This window comes from Bacteroidota bacterium, assembly GCA_016711505.1.
GTDB lineage: Bacteria > Bacteroidota > Bacteroidia > AKYH767-A > 2013-40CM-41-45 > JADKIH01.
The window spans coordinates 174,370-194,193 of the sequence record JADJSV010000002.1 but is presented as its reverse complement, the minus strand read 5'-3'; the positions used below and the strand labels follow the sequence as shown (position 1 = coordinate 194,193).

19 protein-coding genes are annotated in these 19,824 nt (G+C 38.1%); 6 read left to right on the top strand and 13 right to left on the bottom strand.

Annotated features, from left to right (window positions below):
• The first annotated feature begins 85 nt into the window (after positions 1 to 85).
• Positions 86 to 2,638, top strand: coding sequence for a T9SS type A sorting domain-containing protein (locus tag IPL24_04390; GenBank protein MBK8362928.1), 2,553 nt, complete (start codon positions 86 to 88; stop codon positions 2,636 to 2,638).
• A 118-nt stretch (positions 2,639 to 2,756) separates the two neighbouring features.
• On the opposite strand, the gene IPL24_04385 is transcribed toward IPL24_04390, so the two are convergent.
• The 4 genes from IPL24_04385 to IPL24_04370 form a co-directional block, all read right to left on the bottom strand.
• Positions 2,757 to 3,590, bottom strand: coding sequence for a cell envelope integrity protein TolA (locus tag IPL24_04385; GenBank protein MBK8362927.1), 834 nt, complete (start codon positions 3,588 to 3,590; stop codon positions 2,757 to 2,759).
• Positions 3,591 to 3,593: 3 nt separating this feature from the next.
• Positions 3,594 to 3,995 carry a biopolymer transporter ExbD gene (locus tag IPL24_04380; GenBank protein MBK8362926.1) on the bottom strand — a complete coding sequence of 134 codons (402 nt, stop codon included), beginning with the start codon at positions 3,993 to 3,995 and terminating at the stop codon, positions 3,594 to 3,596.
• A gap of 17 nt (positions 3,996 to 4,012) precedes the next feature.
• The gene (locus IPL24_04375; GenBank protein MBK8362925.1) at positions 4,013 to 4,729 is read right to left on the bottom strand and encodes a MotA/TolQ/ExbB proton channel family protein; all 717 of its coding nucleotides are present in this window, start codon (positions 4,727 to 4,729) and stop codon (positions 4,013 to 4,015) included.
• Positions 4,730 to 4,839: 110 nt separating this feature from the next.
• Positions 4,840 to 5,652 (bottom strand): energy transducer TonB, encoded by an 813-nt coding sequence (locus tag IPL24_04370; GenBank protein ID MBK8362924.1) that lies wholly within the window; start codon positions 5,650 to 5,652, stop codon positions 4,840 to 4,842.
• A 161-nt stretch (positions 5,653 to 5,813) separates the two neighbouring features.
• Here IPL24_04370 and IPL24_04365 point away from each other — a divergent pair, with 161 nt between their 5' ends.
• Entirely contained in the window at positions 5,814 to 6,551 is a 738-nt protein-coding gene (locus IPL24_04365; GenBank protein ID MBK8362923.1) for an alpha/beta hydrolase, read from the top strand.
• Positions 6,552 to 6,556: 5 nt separating this feature from the next.
• Positions 6,557 to 7,261 (top strand): hypothetical protein, encoded by a 705-nt coding sequence (locus IPL24_04360; protein MBK8362922.1) that lies wholly within the window; start codon positions 6,557 to 6,559, stop codon positions 7,259 to 7,261.
• Positions 7,262 to 7,459: 198 nt separating this feature from the next.
• Here the strand turns inward: IPL24_04360 and IPL24_04355 are convergent, their stop codons facing one another.
• The 4 genes from IPL24_04355 to IPL24_04340 form a co-directional block, all read right to left on the bottom strand.
• Complete coding sequence (locus IPL24_04355; GenBank protein MBK8362921.1) at positions 7,460 to 7,795, bottom strand: nucleotide pyrophosphohydrolase; 336 nt, start codon at positions 7,793 to 7,795, stop codon at positions 7,460 to 7,462.
• Positions 7,792 to 8,244: a D-tyrosyl-tRNA(Tyr) deacylase gene (locus IPL24_04350; protein ID MBK8362920.1), complete on the bottom strand. Its 453-nt coding sequence runs from the start codon at positions 8,242 to 8,244 to the stop codon at positions 7,792 to 7,794. Before IPL24_04350 ends, IPL24_04355 begins: the two co-directional genes overlap by 4 nt.
• Before the next feature lie 4 nt (positions 8,245 to 8,248).
• Complete coding sequence (gene rsgA, locus IPL24_04345) at positions 8,249 to 9,172, bottom strand: ribosome small subunit-dependent GTPase A (GenBank protein ID MBK8362919.1); 924 nt, start codon at positions 9,170 to 9,172, stop codon at positions 8,249 to 8,251.
• A 574-nt stretch (positions 9,173 to 9,746) separates the two neighbouring features.
• A complete protein-coding gene (locus IPL24_04340; GenBank protein ID MBK8362918.1) occupies positions 9,747 to 10,595 on the bottom strand; it encodes a metallophosphoesterase in 849 nt (282 codons plus the stop codon).
• A gap of 127 nt (positions 10,596 to 10,722) precedes the next feature.
• Here IPL24_04340 and gldA point away from each other — a divergent pair, with 127 nt between their 5' ends.
• The 3 genes from gldA to IPL24_04325 all read left to right on the top strand — a co-directional run bounded on the left by gldA (position 10,723) and on the right by IPL24_04325 (position 14,304).
• Positions 10,723 to 11,631, top strand: a complete 909-nt coding sequence (gene gldA / locus IPL24_04335) for a gliding motility-associated ABC transporter ATP-binding subunit GldA (protein MBK8362917.1) — start codon at positions 10,723 to 10,725, stop codon at positions 11,629 to 11,631.
• A 67-nt stretch (positions 11,632 to 11,698) separates the two neighbouring features.
• A complete protein-coding gene (locus IPL24_04330; GenBank protein MBK8362916.1) occupies positions 11,699 to 12,796 on the top strand; it encodes a hypothetical protein in 1,098 nt (365 codons plus the stop codon).
• A gap of 215 nt (positions 12,797 to 13,011) precedes the next feature.
• Positions 13,012 to 14,304, top strand: coding sequence for a methionine adenosyltransferase (locus tag IPL24_04325; GenBank protein MBK8362915.1), 1,293 nt, complete (start codon positions 13,012 to 13,014; stop codon positions 14,302 to 14,304).
• Between the two features lie 589 nt (positions 14,305 to 14,893).
• Here the strand turns inward: IPL24_04325 and IPL24_04320 are convergent.
• The 5 genes from IPL24_04320 to IPL24_04300 all read right to left on the bottom strand — a co-directional run bounded on the left by IPL24_04320 (position 14,894) and on the right by IPL24_04300 (position 19,816).
• On the bottom strand, positions 14,894 to 17,086 hold the full coding sequence (locus IPL24_04320; GenBank protein MBK8362914.1) for a T9SS type A sorting domain-containing protein: 2,193 nt from the start codon (positions 17,084 to 17,086) through the stop codon (positions 14,894 to 14,896).
• A 59-nt stretch (positions 17,087 to 17,145) separates the two neighbouring features.
• The gene (locus tag IPL24_04315) at positions 17,146 to 17,553 is read right to left on the bottom strand and encodes a hypothetical protein (protein ID MBK8362913.1); all 408 of its coding nucleotides are present in this window, start codon (positions 17,551 to 17,553) and stop codon (positions 17,146 to 17,148) included.
• A 159-nt stretch (positions 17,554 to 17,712) separates the two neighbouring features.
• On the bottom strand, positions 17,713 to 19,209 hold the full coding sequence (locus tag IPL24_04310; protein ID MBK8362912.1) for a redoxin family protein: 1,497 nt from the start codon (positions 19,207 to 19,209) through the stop codon (positions 17,713 to 17,715).
• A 79-nt stretch (positions 19,210 to 19,288) separates the two neighbouring features.
• On the bottom strand, positions 19,289 to 19,624 hold the full coding sequence (locus IPL24_04305) for a penicillin acylase family protein (GenBank protein ID MBK8362911.1): 336 nt from the start codon (positions 19,622 to 19,624) through the stop codon (positions 19,289 to 19,291).
• A 6-nt stretch (positions 19,625 to 19,630) separates the two neighbouring features.
• Positions 19,631 to 19,816, bottom strand: a complete 186-nt coding sequence (locus IPL24_04300; protein MBK8362910.1) for a penicillin acylase family protein — start codon at positions 19,814 to 19,816, stop codon at positions 19,631 to 19,633.
• Positions 19,817 to 19,824: the final 8 nt, after the last annotated feature.

Here is a 19,824-nt window from a genome sequence, read left to right as displayed (position 1 = left end):
TTAAGTGTTTTCACCTTTTTCAAAATGATAAAATAATTACCTTTAATTATCGTCAATTTGCCTTTCTAACATTAAAATCTGTGAAATGAAAATTAAACTACTCCTCATTGGACAAATTTTATTTCTTGTCTTATCCGTTTCTTCTCAACCTGTAGCATTTTATCCGCATGGTATCGGTGGCGGTGGAGCTTTATTTTTTCCAACAATCAATCCCGGAAATGAAGATGAATTTTATGTCAGTTGCGATATGAGTCAATCATTTCATTCTACTAATTTTGGAATGACTTATTCGCAAAGTGATTTCCGTCAATTGAATGTTTCTTCTAATTCAACTTTTGAATTTACCAACGATGGACAAACTGCTTACAATATATCAAATGATGGCAGCAATGAATTTCCGGTAAAATCCACTGACAATGGTAGCACATGGACTGCAATAAACGCATATGACCTCAACATTTATGGTTCTGCTTATTCCATAAAAGCAAACTACAACAATCCGGCGCAATTTATTGTTGGCGCATATGGTCAGATTCTTATTTCTAATGATGGTGGTGCGAGTTTCAATATAGTGAAGACTGCAAATTCTCTTGGCGCCGGATTAATTGTTGGCGGTGTGTTCTTTGATGGAAATGACATTTACATTGGAACAAATGATGGTCTTTTGCATTCATCAAACGGTGGTAGTTCATTTATGGTAATGCCGACAACAGGTATTACTGCCGGACAAGTTATCTGGAATTTTGCAGGAGGAAAGAATGGCGGAACAACACGATTCACTTGCATTGCTTCAGATATTGGCGACACTTACAATGGAATCAAGCCCTGGGAATATTACGGATTTGCAAAAGCTGTTTACACAATGGACAATGCCAATGGTACCTGGGTTGACAGATCTTCAGGAATTAATTTTTCTAATGATTTTATAATGTATGCTGCAATGTCATGGAATGATGCGAATACAATTTACTTAGGCGGGAATGATGATGCAAACGGAGCACCGCTTGTTTTAAGATCAACTACCGGTGGGACAAATTGGTCATCAGTCTATCAGACAATAAACAATGCAAACATCACAACAGGCTGGGAAGGGTATCAGGGCGATAAGAATTTCGGATGGAGTGAAACATGTTTCGGAATAACTGTTGCACCAAACAATTCATCGCGTGTCATCTTCAGTAATTTTTCCAATGTACAGATCAGTAGTGATGGCGGAAATAACTGGCGACAAGCTTATGTCGATCACGATGATGAAAATCCGGCCGGAAATCCTACGCCAAAACATCGCGCTTATCACAGTATCGGACTTGAGAATACTACTAGCTGGCAAGTGTTATGGACATCGCCAACAAATATGCTTGGTGCATTCAGCGATATCGGTTTGATAAGAAGTACTGATATGGGATGGAGTTGGGGATATCAATATACCGGTGTTGCCGTGAATTCAATTTACAGAATTGAAAAAGGAAATTCAGGAACAATTTACGCTGCATGTTCCAACATTCATGACATGTATCAAAGCACACGACTGGCAGATGCACAACTTGATGGTAACGACAGCAATGGAAAAATAGTTTTCTCAACTGACAGTGGTGCTTCGTGGAGTGATCTTTTTGTTTTCAATCATCCTGTTTTCTGGTTAGCTATCGATCCGAATAATCAAAACAGAATGTATGCTTCCGTCATTCATTATGGAGGAACGCCGGGAAATCAGCAAGGTGGAATTTACTGGACGAATGATTTGAATAATCAGCAATCTTCAACATGGACAAAGCTTACAAATCCTCCGCGTACTGAAGGTCATCCTGCAAGTATAGTAGTACTTCAGGATGGGAAAGTTGTTTGTACGTATTCAGGAAGAAGAAATTCAGGCGGTACATTCACTGCGAGCTCAGGTGTTTTTATTTATAACCCGGTTGCAAATTCATGGACAGATGTAAGTGATCCGGGAATGCATTACTGGACAAAAGATATTGTTCTCGATCCGAATGATCCTTCACAAAACTCATGGTATGTATGTGTATTCAGCGGCTGGGGCGGCGCACCAAATGGATTAGGCGGATTGTATAAAACAACAAACCGTGGAAGTAGCTGGACGAAGTTAACCGGTTCACAATTTGATCGTGTAACTTCAATCTCCTTTGATCCGGACAATTTGAATAAAGCGTATCTGACTACTGAAATACAAGGCTTGTGGTATTCGGAAGATATGAATAGTCTGGTCCCAACCTGGACAGATGTATTATCATATCCTTTCCGTCAACCTGAACGGGTTTTCTTTAATCCGTATGATCATACAAAGATCTGGGTAACAAGTTTTGGAACGGGAATGAAATCGGGTGATTTGCAAGAAGTGATCGGCGTTTCGGAACATTCTTCTAAAAATAAAAATGATCTTATCGTTTATCCTAATCCGGTGAATGGAAAATTCAATTTGAAATATAATTCAGTAGTTTCAACAACTGCTATAATTGAAATTTGCAATGCAATGGGTCAAGTAAAATTTGAGAAGAAAATAAATTCGAATCCTGGCGAAAATAAGATTATGATTTCAATGGATGAATTTGAAAAAGGAATTTATATTTTAACTTTGAAAGATGATGTTGGAGTTAAATGTGCGCGGGTCATCATTGAATAAAAAAAAATAAAACACTAAGTTCACTAAGTTTTTAGCACAAGAGCACAAGTGATATGATTATCATAAGTGTTCTTGTGACAAATTTTAGTGAACTTAGTGTTTATTTTCACAAAGCGTTTTACTGCACCAGGAATACAAACGAAATAGTCCCCTTCTGAATATCCGCGCCCTCAGGGCTTGGATTAAACTTTGCTTTCTTCGCTGCATCTTTTGCAAGACGGAAAAGATATGCACTTGTAGTAGTTGAACCACGACCTCCGGGGATTGCTGTTTCAACATTACCGTCTTTATCAACAGTGATGTCGACAACAACTTTTCCTGTTTCCTGAGATTGATCGGTGATCTGTGGAGTGCGAATTAATTTTCTTCCTGAAAGTGAGAATGAAATTCCTTTACCGCTTCCATCACCCTTACCGGTTCCTTCTCCGCCACCATCACCGGTACCATTTCCGTTTTTGCCTGTATACTTTGAAAGCGGATCACCATTTTTATCACCCTGATCACCTGTACCTGAACCTGTGCCTTGAGATTTCGATGCAGTAGTTTTTCCCTGGTAAATAGCACTTGGATTAACTGTCTTAACAGGTTCTGCTGGCTTAGTCGTATTTTTTATATCGGTCTTTGTTGGCTTAACATCTTTCTTTACATCTACTTTTTTTGCAGGTGGAATATTTACTTCTTCCAGATCCTGAGTAGCGACATCTTCTTCAGGTGCAGTTGCAGGCGGCACTTTCTGAATGACCGGATCCTTTGATATTACTTCTGCCATTGGCTGTACATCACCAGATGCCTCATCAACTGTCCCAATGTTTACGATCACACCTCCGCTTCCACCCTGCTCAGGAAACGGCGGAATCTGTGTCTTCAACATTGTGAAAAGTAAAACTAAAAACAGTCCAGCGTGAACAGCAATCGATAAGATCACCGAGCGGGAACGGATGTTCGCATCCATATTTTATTTCTTTGATGTTTGTGTTGCTAAAACCATCTTGATCTTTAAACGATTTCCGATGTCAAGCAAATCAACAAGATTTTGTACTTGTACTGTTTTATCCACTTTCAACAATGCAGTCGGATCAGGCTGACCTGCGATCATTGCTGTCAATGTAGCCTCGAGTTCATCCTGTGTAACGGGAGTATTGTTTACTGCATACTGAAGATCTTCAGTAACAGAAATTGTAAGCGGATGTTTGAAACCCTGATTACTGCTCTTTGCATTTGGCAACAAAAGTTTCAACACATTCGGTGTTGCCATTGTTGAAGTGATCAGAAAGAACAGCAAAAGGAAAAACATAATGTCATTCAATGAAGCGGAAAACACTTCAGTTGATGCACGACTTCTTCGTCTTAAATTCATGACTTTTTGTTTTTATATTATCCTTTAACAGGCTCTTCTAATAAATCGATAAACTCAACAGCATTTACTTCCATTTTGTTGATCACTCTGTCGATCATAAATGTCAGATAGTGATAAGCTGCATAAGCGATCATACCAACCAATAATCCGGATGCTGATGATATCATTTTAACGTATAGTCCGCCGGAAATAGTGTTAATTTCCAAACTATTTTGCTGTGCGATCTGATAGAAGATCTTGATTACTCCGAAGATCGTTCCAAGGAATCCAAACATTGGTGCAATACCGGAAATGGAATTGAGAATATTCATATTCTTTTCCATCTTAAAGATCTCCAGCTTTCCAACATTCTCAATTGCACCTTCAATTTCTTTTACCGGTTTTCCAAGACGCATGATTCCTTTTTCAATCATTCTTGAAACAGGCGTGTTTGTATTTCTGCAAAGAGCTTTTGCTGCATCAACATTTCCGCTGTGAACATAATCACGGATCTGATTCATGAAATTTCTATCTACTTTCGATAGTTTACGGATCGTAAAATATCTTTCGAAGAATATATAGAATGCAGCAATTGAAAGTATAGCGATCGGTATTAAAATCGGCCCGCCTTTTTCTGCCATTTCCCACAACGATATTGATTGCTCAACGGGTGGTGTCATCGTCGTCGCTGCTCTGTTTAAACTGTCAGCAGCCATTGTGCCGGTTTGTGTAATCTGTAAGATAAATCCTGTCATAGAATGCTATTTGAGTAGCTAGCAAAAGTACTGAGAACCATCCCCTGCCTACTTGCTCTACTCTGTATTTTTAAACATTAGTTTGTTAGTCAAACGAAATCTAAAAACACTTATTGAACGAGGTTGAAATTGACCGGAAGGATCATCTTTGTATTCACTTGTTCATTGCCAACCTGACCCGGAGTCCATTTCGGTGAATTTTCTAAAACTGCTATCACAGATTCTTCCATTCCAAAGCCGGCTTTCTTAATAAATTCGATTTCAGTCAGATTTCCCTCTTTATTGATAACGAAGGAAACAAATAGCTTTCCACTAATTCCTTCTTTTCTCGCTGCATCCGGAAAACGCATGTGTCTTGAAAGGTATTTGTAAAAGCCTTCAATACCTCCGGGAAACATTGGTTGCTTATCTACTACAGCACTGCTCACAATCACCGGACCGGAACTTTTTCCATTTCCAGCAATAGCTGCATTGACAAAAGTATTCGTCGGATCACCTCCCGGCTCCCCTCCTGAAATTGGCCCGATAGGTTCTGGTGGAACAGGTGGATCCAATGGCGTGACCGCAGGTTCAATTGCCCCCTTTACCATTTGGAAAACATTTGGATCAATGGGTGGAGAAGGTGGAGCTATCGTTCGTGTTTTCTTCGGCGTCTGGACCGGAATTACCGCTTCAATTTTATCAGGCTGTATGACAAAATTTTCTGTGAGGACTATTTTAGAATTTTCTTTAAATATAATTTCCGAAATGCCGGGTCTGTTTATCCAATAAATCATTACTGAAATTATTGTAAGTGATCCAAGGCCAATAAAAAAAGCCTTCATCAAATTTACTTCGTAATTTACTCTCAGATCATAGGCGCCATAGGCCTTGTTACGGTTTTCGAAGATCAGATCTTCGTAAGGGAAGCGAGTTCTGTTCATAACGTTTGATTTTAAGACATGAGTACCGGATCACATTTTTCCATAAATCGGACCTTAAAAGAACAAAGACAAATAACAAAGCATAGTCAAAAACTTACATAACCGATTGACAAAGCACCAACAGGATTTTATTATATTGCCACCTCATTCAAGACCTCCACATGAAAAAAGTTCTACTGTTAATTGCTTTCGTTTTTTCAATTCAGACGATCTCGGCTCAATTGAAAGTTACCTTTCCCGCAAAAGACGGATTAAAGGTAACTGCTGACTGGTATCCTGTAAGCAGCGACCTGCCTGTGATCTTGCTTTGTCATCAAAACAATTCAAGCCGTGGCGAATATAGCGAGACCGCTCTACGTCTGAATAAATTCGGATTCAATTGTCTGGCAGTGGACCAAAGAGTTGGCCAAACAACTAACAGCATTGCAAATGAAACGGCAGATGCTGCAAAAGCAAAGAATTTGCAACCAATATTTGAAGATGCTGAGCAAGACATCATCGCAGCAGTTGATTTTCTATTTGAAAAATATAAAAAACCAATAATCATCGTTGGAAGCAGTTATTCAGCATCATTAGCAATGAAAATTGCTGCGTCAAACAATAAAATCATGGCTGCAGCAGTTTTTAGTCCCGGAGAATATTTTACTGATAAAAATTATATCGGTAATAATATCAAAACACTTATGAAGCCTGTGTTTGCCACATCTTCAAAAGCAGAAGCGAATGCTGTTACTGACCTTCTGAAAGATGTTAACTCCCGTTTAAAGATTCAGTATTTACCAAACTCACTTGGAGAACACGGGTCAAAAGTTTTATGGCCTTCAACACCTGGTAATCAGGAATACTGGATCGCTTTTATGAGTTATCTGGACAAACTGAAAAAAGTTTCTAATCAATAATCTGTATGCAATTTATTACAAAGAGTATTTTTTTTTGTTGCCTGATCCTTTGCGGCTCCACACTCTTTGCACAGAAAAGTCTGACAACTGTTGGTATCCAGTACAAACCTATTTTCCCAATCGATTTTCTGGGGACGGGTCCTTTGACTAATGATTTCAGCGGCGTTCAATTTAAAAATCAACTTACTTCCGGCTTCAGTTTTGGATTGATCATAAGGCATCAATTTACAAATATTATTGCGGTTGAAGGCGGCATTAATTACGTTAAAAGAAAATTTGAACTTGGTTTTACAGATGGCGACTTTCAGGGAAATTCAGAATTCAGAATAATTGGATATGAAATTCCACTTACAGCAATGTTCTTTACGCGTGTGAGTGAAAATATTTATGCAAGCGGTTCACTTGGACCTTCATGCGATATGTTTGCAAGCAGCATTTTGACATATGATGAATATTTCACACATGTAGCATCGAGAAAACAGGTTTTCAATCCGGCAATAAATGGAAATGTAGGATTTGAATATCGAACAAAGAACAGTGGAACAGTCTACCTGGGTGCTTCCTATCACCGGCCATTTTCATACATCTACGTTGACAAAGCCAGATATACTTACAGAGGTAAAGATGTCGGAGCAGTGAATTTTATTGTGGGAAGTTATTTGACTGTTGATCTCAGATATTATTTTCAGGAGGAAAAGAAAAAGAAGTAAGTAGTAGTGAAATGAAGTGGAATGAAGTGGAATGAAGTGGAATGAAGTGGAATGAAGTGAAGTGAAGTGAAATGAAGTGGAATGAAGTGGAATGAAGTGGAATGAAGTGGAATGAAGTGGAATGAAGTGGAATGAAGTGGAATAAAATGCTAATAAGTGCTCTTGTGATAAATTTTAGTGAACTTAGTGTTTTATTTTTTATTTTTCACTTAAGCCTGAATGCCGATCGGAATCCCTGTTAGTTTTCTTTTCCAGATTTTTTATGAATGCTTCCTGAAGATCTATGCCGGTCTGATTTGCAATGCAGATCAAAACAAAAAGCACATCCGCTAATTCATCAGGCAATTGTTTTTTAAGGTCGCTTTCTTTTGACGATTGCTCACCATATGTTCGAGCCATTATGCGTGCAACCTCACCAACTTCTTCAGTAAGGATGGCCATGTTCGTCAACTCATTAAAATAACGAACACCATAGGTCTTGATCCACTCATCAACTTTTTGCTGAGCCTGGGTCAAAGTAATTTCTGAATTCATTCTCTGTTCTTTGAATCTATGATAATTGTTACCGGACCATCGTTCAATAACCGCACTTTCATATCTGCCCCGAATTCACCGGTTAATATTTTCTTTCCTGTTTCTTTCTCCAATTGGAAAATAAATTTTTCATAGATTGGAATTGCAATGTCAGGTTTCGCTGCTTTTAGATATGACGGTCGATTCCCTTTCTTTGTTGATGCTTGTAATGTAAATTGGCTGATAAGAAGTATCTCGCCATTCATATCCATGACCGAACAATTCATAACACCGGCCTCATCATTGAAGATGCGCAGCTTTGAAATTTTTCCACACAGCCATTCAATGTCTTCATCGTTATCTGTTTCTTCAATTCCTATTAGAACCAATAAGCCTAATCCTATTGACGATTTCACTTTTTCGGCAATGGTTACAGATGCTTCAGAAACTCTTTGGATCACACAACGCATACTATTATTTAAAAATATCTTGTCCGCTTAGAATACTCAGATAACTTTCATACCGGCTAATTGCAATTTCACCTGACTCAACTGCAGTTTTTACAGCACAATCTTTTTCGTTTGTATGAATACAATCATTGAATTTGCAACCTTTACTTGCATGAAAGATCTCCGGAAAAAAATGAGAGATCTCTTTCGGATTGAAATCAATTGTTCCAAATTCACGAATGCCGGGAGTATCAATTATGAATCCACCGAAAGGCAACAAATGCATTTCTGCAAAAGTAGTAGTGTGCGTACCTTTCATGTGTTGTGTTGAAAGTTTTGCTGTCTTAAGACTCAAAGTGGGAATCAGTTTATTTATCAACGACGACTTCCCTACTCCACTATGTCCGGAGAATAAATTGATCTTGTCTTTTAAGGTTTCCGATAATTCTTTCAGGCCTTCACCACTGAAGGATGAAACAACAAATGTTTTATAGCCTATTGATTCATACAAGCCATTTACTTCAGCAAGAAATTCACGAATGTCTTCCTCGTAGAGATCTGCTTTGTTCCAGATTATTCCACCCGGAATACTATAAGCTTCTGCAGTAGCAAGAAAACGATCTATAAAACCTAATGATGTCTTTGGAAGAACCGGTGTAGCCACTACAAAGGCGAAGTCGATGTTCGCAGCAATGATCTGTACTTGCTTTGAAAGTTTTACTGACTTACGGATGATATAATTTTTCCGTTTGACAAGGCTTGTTATCCAATGTAAGTCCCCTTCAAAATCGTTGATGTCAACTTCAACTCTGTCACCAACCGTTAGCGGATTCGTCGCCTCAAAATCCTGCAAACGGAGATTCCCTCTGATTCGCCCAATGATCTGGCGCTGGTCATCGAGTCGGATGAGGTACTGGTTTCCGGTTGATTTGATTACTATTCCTTGCATGTAAGTGGCGAAATTAACAAAATAAACCTGGATTTGTCTGATTGATGGATTTTCGGGATTTCATTGCCCATAGTTATGGATTGTCATGAAATCGATAAAATCTTGGTAAAATTCCTTCTAAAAATTCCCTGTCAACATTTTACTCATTGTACAAATTGTAACATTTTCTTTATGAATCAAGATTTCGAAAGCTGACTCATAAAATCCAAATGATCATTCAAACATTTAAAACCAGCTTTGACATTTTTCGCGGAACTATGAAAATACTATCTCAAAAAATCCATTAATCAGACAAATCCCGGTTCTGACATTTTTTCGGATTTCAGGATTACCCGAAACTACAAGTAATGCAATCCAAAAAATCCAACAATCAATCTAATCCAAGTGGTGACATTATAATCCGGAAAATCCATCAATCAGCAAAATGCAGGTTCTGACATTTTTCGTGGAACTTTGTGCAAAGCAATCCCAAAAATCCATCAATCAGAGTAATCCAGGTGCTGACATTTTTCCCGGCAATCCTCCTATCCATAAAATCCCGGTAAAAAACACAATAAGGAATCCATATCGAAATCTACTCTTCCGCCAGCTCCGTCATCAGCACATACTCATAACTCAGTTCATTTGCAGATGAAATCCACTTGAACCGCATTCCATAATTCACAGCACATCCGGAACATAAACCTGTCGCAGCAAATCGAATCCCTTCATTGCTGACATGCTCATATTTTTGAACACTCAATCCGATATCGCCACCCAGACAAAGTACGCCAATCCCTCTGTTTTTTACTGCTACTAATCTTGGATATACATTAGAATAGAAATTGTTCGGATTATTACAATAGAAGCATGTACCAAGGCCACCATTGCAAACTGAATCAACCATTGTCTCCAGAAGGCCACCATCAACCATCCATACTAGTTTATGCATCAACACAATCAGATGAGAAGACTCCAGGATCGTATCTGTTACATTTTTTATCAGTTCCAATTGGTCAGCACGAAAATTACTCAAACTGTCTTGCGTATCCAGAACAAGAAAAGTGATTCCTTTAAAATACTTGGCAAAATACTGAGGTCCACCAATTTTATCACGAATGCTCTGGACATTGTCATAATCATGATTACCCAATGCCCACAATGTTTTTGGTTGGTCAAGTTTAAAAATTGAATTTACCCATTCAAAAGTATCTGCATATTGTGTTGTGTGTTCAAGCAAATCTCCTCCAAGCATGAGAAGATCATAATCATTGAAATCAATTTCCTTGATCAGCGGATCAATATCCATATGTGTGCCACCACGTACATAGGTATGAGAAAGGAACAAGAAATCAAACTCCTCTTTCGGCGCTTTTTCTAAACTGTTATCATGACGACAAGAATTGAAAACGATCAAACAAAGACATACAAAGAATAATTTCATGATGCTAAAATAATGAAATTTTACACACCATCATATTCATGTTTTAATCACTTTTCCCGTATTATTCTCCAATAAGAATTCAATTAAAAACCTTAGTTTTGTCATTGCATCAATTCATTTAAATAACATAATGATCTCAGTAAAAAACATTACAAAAATTTACGGAACACAAAAGGCACTGGACGATGTATCGTTTGAGATCAACAGCGGACAGGTCATTGGGTTTCTTGGTCCCAATGGAGCCGGGAAATCTACGATGATGAAGATCATCACATGTTACATTCCGCAAACATCAGGCGCGGTTTCTGTGTGCGGATTTGATGTTACCGAACAATCAATTGATGTAAAAAAGATCGTTGGATACCTTCCTGAACATAATCCACTATATCCGGAGATGTACGTAAAAGAATATCTGAATTACATTTGCGGAGTATATAAGTTTGAAGGTAAAAAGGAATCGAAGATAAAAGAGTTGATTGAACTTACAGGACTGACTGTTGAACAAAACAAAAAAATTGCCGCTCTTTCAAAAGGTTATCGTCAACGCGTGGGACTTGCACAGGCATTGATACATGACCCAAAAGTTCTTATTCTTGACGAACCAACTTCGGGTCTCGATCCAAATCAGCTTACTGAAATAAGAGCGTTGATCAAATCAATCGGTAAAGAAAAGACAGTTGTTTTATCTACGCATATTATGCAGGAAGTAGAAGCAATCTGCGACAGAGTAATCATTATAAACAAAGGAAAAATTGTTGCCAATGAAAATACAAGTGTTTTACAGAAAAGCAGAGTGAGCGGAGAAATAATTCTTGTTGAATTTGATCAGGCAGTTTCCGCAAATCAACTCCGATCAATTGATGGCGTGACCGCTTGCGAAAACATTTCAGGAAACAACTGGCGACTTAAAGTGAATGATCTTTCTGTACGTGGAGCGGTCTTCAAATGGGCAGTAGCGAATAATCTGACTGCGCTTTCATTGCAGGTGGAAGAACAGAGGCTGGAGGATGTGTTTCAGGAACTGACTCGGAAATGAAGTGAAATGAAGTGGAATGAAGTGGAATGAAGTGGAATGAAGTGGAATGAAGTAAAAAGAAGTGAAAATGAAAAAAAATAAAAAAGTATTCTTTCTATGTTGGGTGGCGACATTTGTTTTTGGATTTAGATCTGAATCGAATTCACAGAATGTGGCTGCTTATACAGACTACAAAGGCAATTTGCAGGTGTTTGATGGAGGGATGTACAAACAGCTGGAATATTTGCCTGTGAAAGATTATAAATATGGCGCTGCGGGTGTTGCTTATATTGACAACAAAAATGATTTTAAAATTTATTCTAATGGTGCAACTATAAGCATGGTAAATGCTGCAGATTTTCAATACGATGTTACTGACTACCTGATTGCATTTAAAGTTGGAAACGTTCTTTATGCATTTGACCGTGGACAGAAAAAAACATTGTGCTATTACAACTCGATCATGGCAGTGAACGATAGTCTGCTTGCTTATTTTGACGATTCAAAAAATACTTTCAATGCTTATTACAATGGCAAGGTTGTAGACCTGGAAGATTCCTACCTCGATAAACCTAAATCGATCAAGACCGGTGCTAACACTATTGCATGGGTAAATCAATCGGATTACTTCAATGTATTTTATCACGGAGAATTGAAACAACTTGATAACGTTGCACCATTGGCATATGCAGCAGGAAGAGATCTTGTGGCTTATGTAGATAATTACCTGCAACAGTTTCATCTCTTTTACTATGGTGACACAGCTATGGTTGAAACTTTTCCACCTGATTCATTCAAAGTTGGTTTTGCAAATATGGCTTATGTGGATCAACTAGGAAACTTCCGTGTTTTTGAAAATGGCTCTACATTTAAAATTCTTTCTGATCGCCCTGATTTTTTTAAGGTGAAAGGAAACACTATTGTTTACAGTTATAATAATAACTTCAACGTTTATTATGATGGAAAATCTACCGTCCTGCAAAGCTGGACACCCGCGAATTTTCAGATAGGAAATGACGGCATTGCCTGGATCGGAGACAATGGAAATCTGATGCTTTTTCATAAGGGAACGACCTATACTGCCAGCTATGAAAATGTCAATAGCTACGACTATATCGGAAACGTACTCAAGTACGAAGTCGGGAACAATACAACAACTATATTCTACAATGGCAAGAATCAGTGATTTTAAAGCTGTTTTAAGGGTAATCTTGTTCAAAAAAAATAGTTCATTTGTATTGTAATACTGATATTTTCCTACTTTTGCAGCCAAAGGTGGAAGGATTTGGTCCCTATGGGATATTGCAACCACGGTAAAAAAAATGCTAAGGCAATTTTATTTCCGTTTGTCCCTTTTCCCTTGAAGAATTATTCTCTAACCAAAAATCTTTCATAAGAAACATGTCTTATTTGTTCACTTCTGAATCTGTTTCCGAAGGCCATCCGGACAAGATCGCAGATCAGATCTCTGATGCGTTAATCGATCATTTCCTCGCGTATGATTCAACTTCTAAAGTTGCGTGCGAGACATTAGTAACTACAGGCCAGGTTGTACTGGGCGGCGAAGTAAAATCTTCGGCTTATCTCGACGTGCAGGAAATTGCCCGCGAAGTAATCCGCAAGATCGGTTATACTCGCAGCGAATATATGTTTGAAGCTGATTCATGCGGCATCCTTTCTGCTATCCATGAACAATCTGCTGACATCAACCGCGGTGTTGAAAAAACTGATCCATGGAAACAAGGTGCCGGTGATCAAGGCATGATGTTCGGCTATGCTTGTCGTGAAACTGACAACTATATGCCGCTTCCGCTTGAGTTAGCTCATTTGCTACTGAAGGAACTTGCTGCTCTTCGCCGCGAAAGCAAACATATGACTTATCTCCGTCCCGATGCAAAATCGCAGGTAACGATTGAATATGGCGATGATCATAAACCATTGCGTATTGACACGATCGTGATCTCTACTCAGCACGATGACTTCGATAAAGATGCAGCGATGCTGAAGAAGATCAAAGATGATGTGATCAATATTCTGATTCCACGTATCATGAAAAAATTGCCTAAACGTGTACAGGCATTATTCAACGATAAAATTAAATATCATGTGAACCCAACCGGTAAGTTTGTTATCGGTGGACCACATGGTGATACAGGACTTACAGGTCGTAAGATCATCGTTGATACTTACGGTGGAAAAGGTGCTCACGGTGGTGGCGCATTCTCAGGAAAAGATCCTTCGAAAGTGGATCGTTCTGCAGCATATGCTACACGACACATTGCAAAAAATCTTGTTGCTGCAGGAATCTGTGATGAAGTCTTAGTTCAGGTTGCTTATGCAATTGGTGTTGCTCAGCCGGTTGGATTATATATCAACACTTACGGTACAGCTAAAGTTGACCTGAATGATGGTGAGATCTCCCGTAAAGTTGAACAGATCTTCGATATGCGTCCTTATGCAATCGAAAAACGATTCAACCTTCGTACGCCTATCTATCTTGAAACAGCTGCATACGGACATATGGGACGTAAGCCGGAAACGAAAGTGAAGATCTTCAATAAAGGCAAGAAAAACGAAAAACGTATCTCTGTTAAATTATTCCCTTGGGAAGAATTGGATTACGTTGGAAAAATTCAGACTGCTTTCAAGGCAGGAACAGCAAAAAAAGTTGCTCCGAAAAAAAGTAGCTGCTAAAAATGGCGAACTTGAATTTGCGATGTAAATTTATCTTATTATAAAAAAATCCCGGTAGAGTATCTGCCGGGATTTTTTTTTGCTTTTTAAAAATGAATGTTGAGTGAAAAATATTACGCTTAAATATTTCCCGCAGAGTTGCGCAGATTACCGCAGAAAATCCGCAGAATTCACTGCGAGAATGAAATGAAGTTGTATTTTATCCTGTGTGTTTTCTCCCGCAGATTGCGCAGATAAAGGCGCAGATAAAATCGCAGATCTTGTGTTTCTTGAATTCAGCAGTGATGATTTGAAGAGCGAAATATAAATTTCTCAAAACTGGTTTTGTTTAACTTTGACGATCTGCGATACTGCTCGAGTATGCTTGCGCTTAAATATTTCCCGCAGAGTTGCGCAGATTACCGCAGAAAATCCGCAGAATTCTCTGCGAGAATGTGGTGTCTATTTTATCCTATGTGTTTTCTCCCGCAGATTGCACAGATAAAGGCGCAGATAAAATCGCAGAGCTTGTGTTTCTTGAATTCACCGGTGATGAATTGAACAGATTCACGTTTATACAAAAATCAGTAAACTTGAATTTGAAATTTAATCAGTAATAGAATTTTTTAATTAAATTTTCTTTAGCGGTTATAAGACGAACAAAATATAATCCGGATGAAATATTTAAATTAACAGGCAACGTTAGAATTTCTGCATTACCGGAAATTTCAACTTCGTAAACAATTTTACCGTTGACGTCCTGAATGATCAATCTAGCATTAGAAGATTCAACAAAACTGATCTTCACTTCTATGCTTCCGGTTTCTTTTTGCGCAAGTACTGAAATGATCTCTGCAGTAGAATGTTTTACCTTAACTGCAACAATAGGACTGTAAGAAAATTTTCCATCATAATCAGTTTGCTTTAATCGGTAATACGAAATTCCGTTATAAGGCCCTTCGTCTTTCAATTCATACTCTAATGTCAAAGTCGAGCTACCTGCACCGTCTACAATTCCAACGGGAGAAAAATCAATTCCATTGCGGCTTTTTTCTACGGTAAAAAAATCATTATTGATCTCACTTGCTGTCACCCATTCTGTTTCTATATGATCATCCACAACAATTGCTGTGAATGAAATCAATTCAATTGGCAATGGATTCTGAGGAGTTGCTGATGCCAGAGTAAACGGACCGAAGCCTGTTGTGACATTACTTGTAACAGTTCCGGCCGCAAGACTTCCTGCGCTTGCAAAATGGCCTTCATTCACCCATAACAAGTTGTTATACCTTGCGACTCTCAGATCTGAAATATTTGTTACACCACAACTGTTGCTTGCCCAACTGAGTGTAACTTTCCTTTGCGAATTTCCTGTATTCTGATTCAGAAGCCAGTACTCGCAAGAACTGATGTGATCTAAAGAAGGATCAAGTGTGTTACCATACACTGTTTGTGGATCTACATAAAAATATTCTGCAGAAAACATATCCGTTACTAAACCGGTTCCTGCATCCATTCCAATTGTACGAAGCAAATTTCCTTTTCCTACAGGGAAAATAAAAGCATCATTACCGATCTTATTCATCGGTCCTCTTACAAAACTCGAATTGGAGGAATTAATTGCAGTCGCATTATCCTGAACAATAAATGTCGATGTAACTGCAGTATTTACAATTCCATTAACCAGACTTAAACTATTGTAAACAGAAATATTTGTTGCCAGATAAAGTTCATTTGCCGTCTTGTTGATTTCTGTTTTCCATACAGAAATGCTTCCTGTACCGGAAACTGTCTGAATATTATTACCACTGAATAAAAGCAAAGAAGCAGACGATCCATAAGAATGAATTCCATTACAGATCAGATCACCTTGAATTTCGAATCCTGTCCCTTCATTTCGCAAAGCGCTTCCTGATGCAATCACAATATTACCGACAACTTTTATTGGAAGCGTAAAAGTGTTAGATGAAAGAAAACTAACTGTTCCACTTCCATTTCCACCGATGTAAAAATTTCCTTTTATTAATGGTGCATTGTTCGATCCGGAAAAACGACAAAGCGTATTGGCATTCCATGTTCCGGAATTGTTTTCAATGTATAAATTTCCATACGTGGCTTGCGGGAAACGTGGTCCGCCATTGGTAGTTGAAATGCTCGGTTCAATTGAAGAACCGACAGCTTTTCTGCAGATCCAGTTTGATGTTGCAGGTATAGTGGCTATTCCATTATAATATTTCAACTGCCAGTTAGTACTGTTTGTATTGTAGGTTTTAATGTAAGTTCCGGTAACACCCATTTGCCAGCGTGAAGTGTTTACCCAAACTACTGAAACGCTACTTGAATCTTCGAAAGTTCCGTTTACATTTAACTCAATCGCCTGAGGTCCGTCTTCAATTGCCAATGCAGTATTGAATGCATTTACCATTGTAGCACCAGCATCAATTGTCAATTCATCGATAACAAGATTATTTAAACCGGATGTACTTACCGTATGTGGAAATCGAATCTGAATGTTTCTATCGGCAGCAGAAGGAAAATTAATTGCAGGTGACCATGTAAGTGCATCAGGAGAAGATTCCCATGTACTAACATTATTCCAGTTACCTGAAGCGACTGATCTGAAATATAATGGAGTCGTAACCGGATCTCCACTGACAATAATATTGTCAAATGCTAGTCCACATGAACCTGCTCCTAATGGTGTCGCTTCTCTTGAAGTTGCCCAACGCAATTGAACAACACTTTGATTATCTGCTGCACTTCCTAATAAAAGATTCACAAAATAATCGATCTGATTCTGCAACTTATCTGCGCTATTGTGATTGTAAGAAGAATCAATAATTGTCCAGGAACCTGTAGTTCCTATGCGATATTGAAAAACAATTCCTGTTTTTTCAGCTGAGGATTTATCATTTCAACTTCATAAGATACCCGGATGTTGGAAAATCCCGAAGTGTTAATTGCAAGAATAAGTTGATCCGAACCGCTTGAAGTTGAACTCGTCTGAATATAGAGCTGGCCATTATTAACATTTACCCCACCTACTCCGACTCCTGAATAACCATACGCTTTACCGGGACTTTTTACTACCGTAGCAGTATCAATTATTTCATCACCATTGGCAATACTATTTGCCGCTGATAGCAATGAAGTTGAGGGAGCTCCTGAAACCTTCCAGACTGCAAAACCTGTAGGTGCAGAATTGAACCACAAATTCCCAAAGTCCTGAGAAAGTGGAATCTGTTGCGCAACAGGGTTCGTCTGTGCCACCCCTTTTTGAATTAGAAAAAGGCAGCAAATCAAATTGAAAATTGACTTAAATAAAGGCATATTGATCTGGGTAAAACACTTATTTACCCTATAAGTTGCCGCAAAGATCGCGCTTTTTCTTCTAAATGTCCGAATTTACCTTTGCAATGCACAATTACACTAGCGCTGTAAGGCACTGTTTATAGTTATTTCAGATAATTTTCGGAGATCATCCAATAAAGCCGGATCATTGGGTCGCTTAGCATTAAAATCAACAATCTCTCCCGACTTACTCATGATCATATACCGCGGAATGCTGTTGATCTGATAATACTTGCAAGCTTTCGAACTCCAGTTGCCGGGAGAAATAACTTGTAATCCTTCCATCTTCATATCAGTCATTGCTTTTTTCCAGCCTTCCTGATTTGCATCGATTGAAATGTATAAGAAAACAATATTTTTCTTTTCCTTTTCAGTCAGACCATCATGCAATTGTTTGGAGAAGGGCATCATCATTCTGCATGGCCCGCACCAGCTTGCCCAGAAATCTATGTATACAACTTTTCCTTTCAGTGAACTTAATGAAAAAGGTTTTCCATCAATTGTTGTAAGATCTAATTCATCACTCTTTGGTTCGGCTTTGGCTACTGCTTGTTTAGAAGGATCACCTTTTTTAGAACTTTCTTTTAGTTTAGCTCCGCAAATTTCAAGAGCCAGATCCTGATAGATTTTTGATTTGTCAAATTCTTTTAGTGCATCAAAGATCTTATTACTCATGTATGGACTGATCCGTTCGCATTCGTCAGTCAGAAATTTTGCAAGCCAATAAGTCAATACCTCACCGGACAATTTCTCCTTTGCAACAGAGGTCTTTCTGTCAGCAGAAACAGACATGTCAGTAAATTTATTAAAGCCATTTGCTTTTGATGTTTCATAGATAATATAATATTTCAGAAAAGTTTGATAACTCTCATTGATCAGAGCACCCGGACTATTATATTTCACTTTGTCAAAATCAGCAAGCATCAATCCGGGTAAAGGAGTAACTGTCATTATCTGCTGACTGCTGTTTGCATTCACTATCGGATAAGCAAAAAGTTGTTTCCAGTAATTATATTCAATGGAATTTGAAATAAAGGATTTAAAACTCTCACTGAATAATGGATAAGAAGGATCAGATTTGAAATATGTGTTCAACGTTTTTCTTTGTGCAAAAATTCTGCTTTCAAAACCATCGATAGAAGAATTCAATGCTAAGTTATCCGAAACTGAATCTGTAAAATCACTTTGAAATTTTGTATAGAAGGCCTGAAGAAATTTATTTTCAACAGAGCCTTTTCCTTTCACTTCGATGAGTTGGGAGGGCTGTTCCATATATTCCAGAACAATGCTATCACCCGGTGAAACATATAGTGGAAAACGAAATGAAGGATTAGACAATTCCATCATGTAATCCCTGTCAACTTCAACTTTAAAACTGAATTGATTATTCTGAATCGTTGTTTGAATAACAACCGGTTTTCTTCTCAGATGGTTTTTATCGATCTGCAACGTAAGTTCCGGATTTGTCAATGGCGGTAATTTTCCATTGATCACAGCAAATTTTTGTGCATTTGAAATTTCAATTGCACTTGCGACGATAACGAAAAGGATGATGATTCTTTTTAATATTCTCATAAGTTCAGAATGATGATGAAATGATGTTGCAATTTAATCAAACTAAAATGAATTTTGAAGGAAATCTGCCTGACAATTTTTAATCTAAAGGCTGAAAATACACGATGTCTTTGCTCAGACGTTTAACTTCGTCAAAGTTCATCAATTCTTTGCGATATTTTCCACTTATATAAAGTTTCACCTGATTGCTGTAATGCCTGCTGATAAAGTTTCCTGATTGCCCGCTTGGATTAATACTGTATGCACTTTCCGGCTCAGCGAAATCGATCACCCGACGTAAAGCAGGACCTAAATTTACTTTATAGATTCCTTTTCCATTAAGATCAAAACTTTGATTATTTACAGTCTCCATTCCACCCATTTCTGAAAACGGACCGATGTTGAAGATCTTATCCAAAGGCTTTTGCTTTCCCAATGGGTGTTAGAATTCAATTGTATGAACTTTTCCCCATGTCCACTTCTCCGGATTAAATCCTAATTGTACAACGAGTTCCGAAATTGTTTTATCAAATGCTTTTTCAATGATATCATTTTGAGTTTCCTTCTTAAAAGTATTTTTATTATCCCACCAGACTGAAGAGTCATTATTAAAAAAATTCGCAAGCATTATTTTCT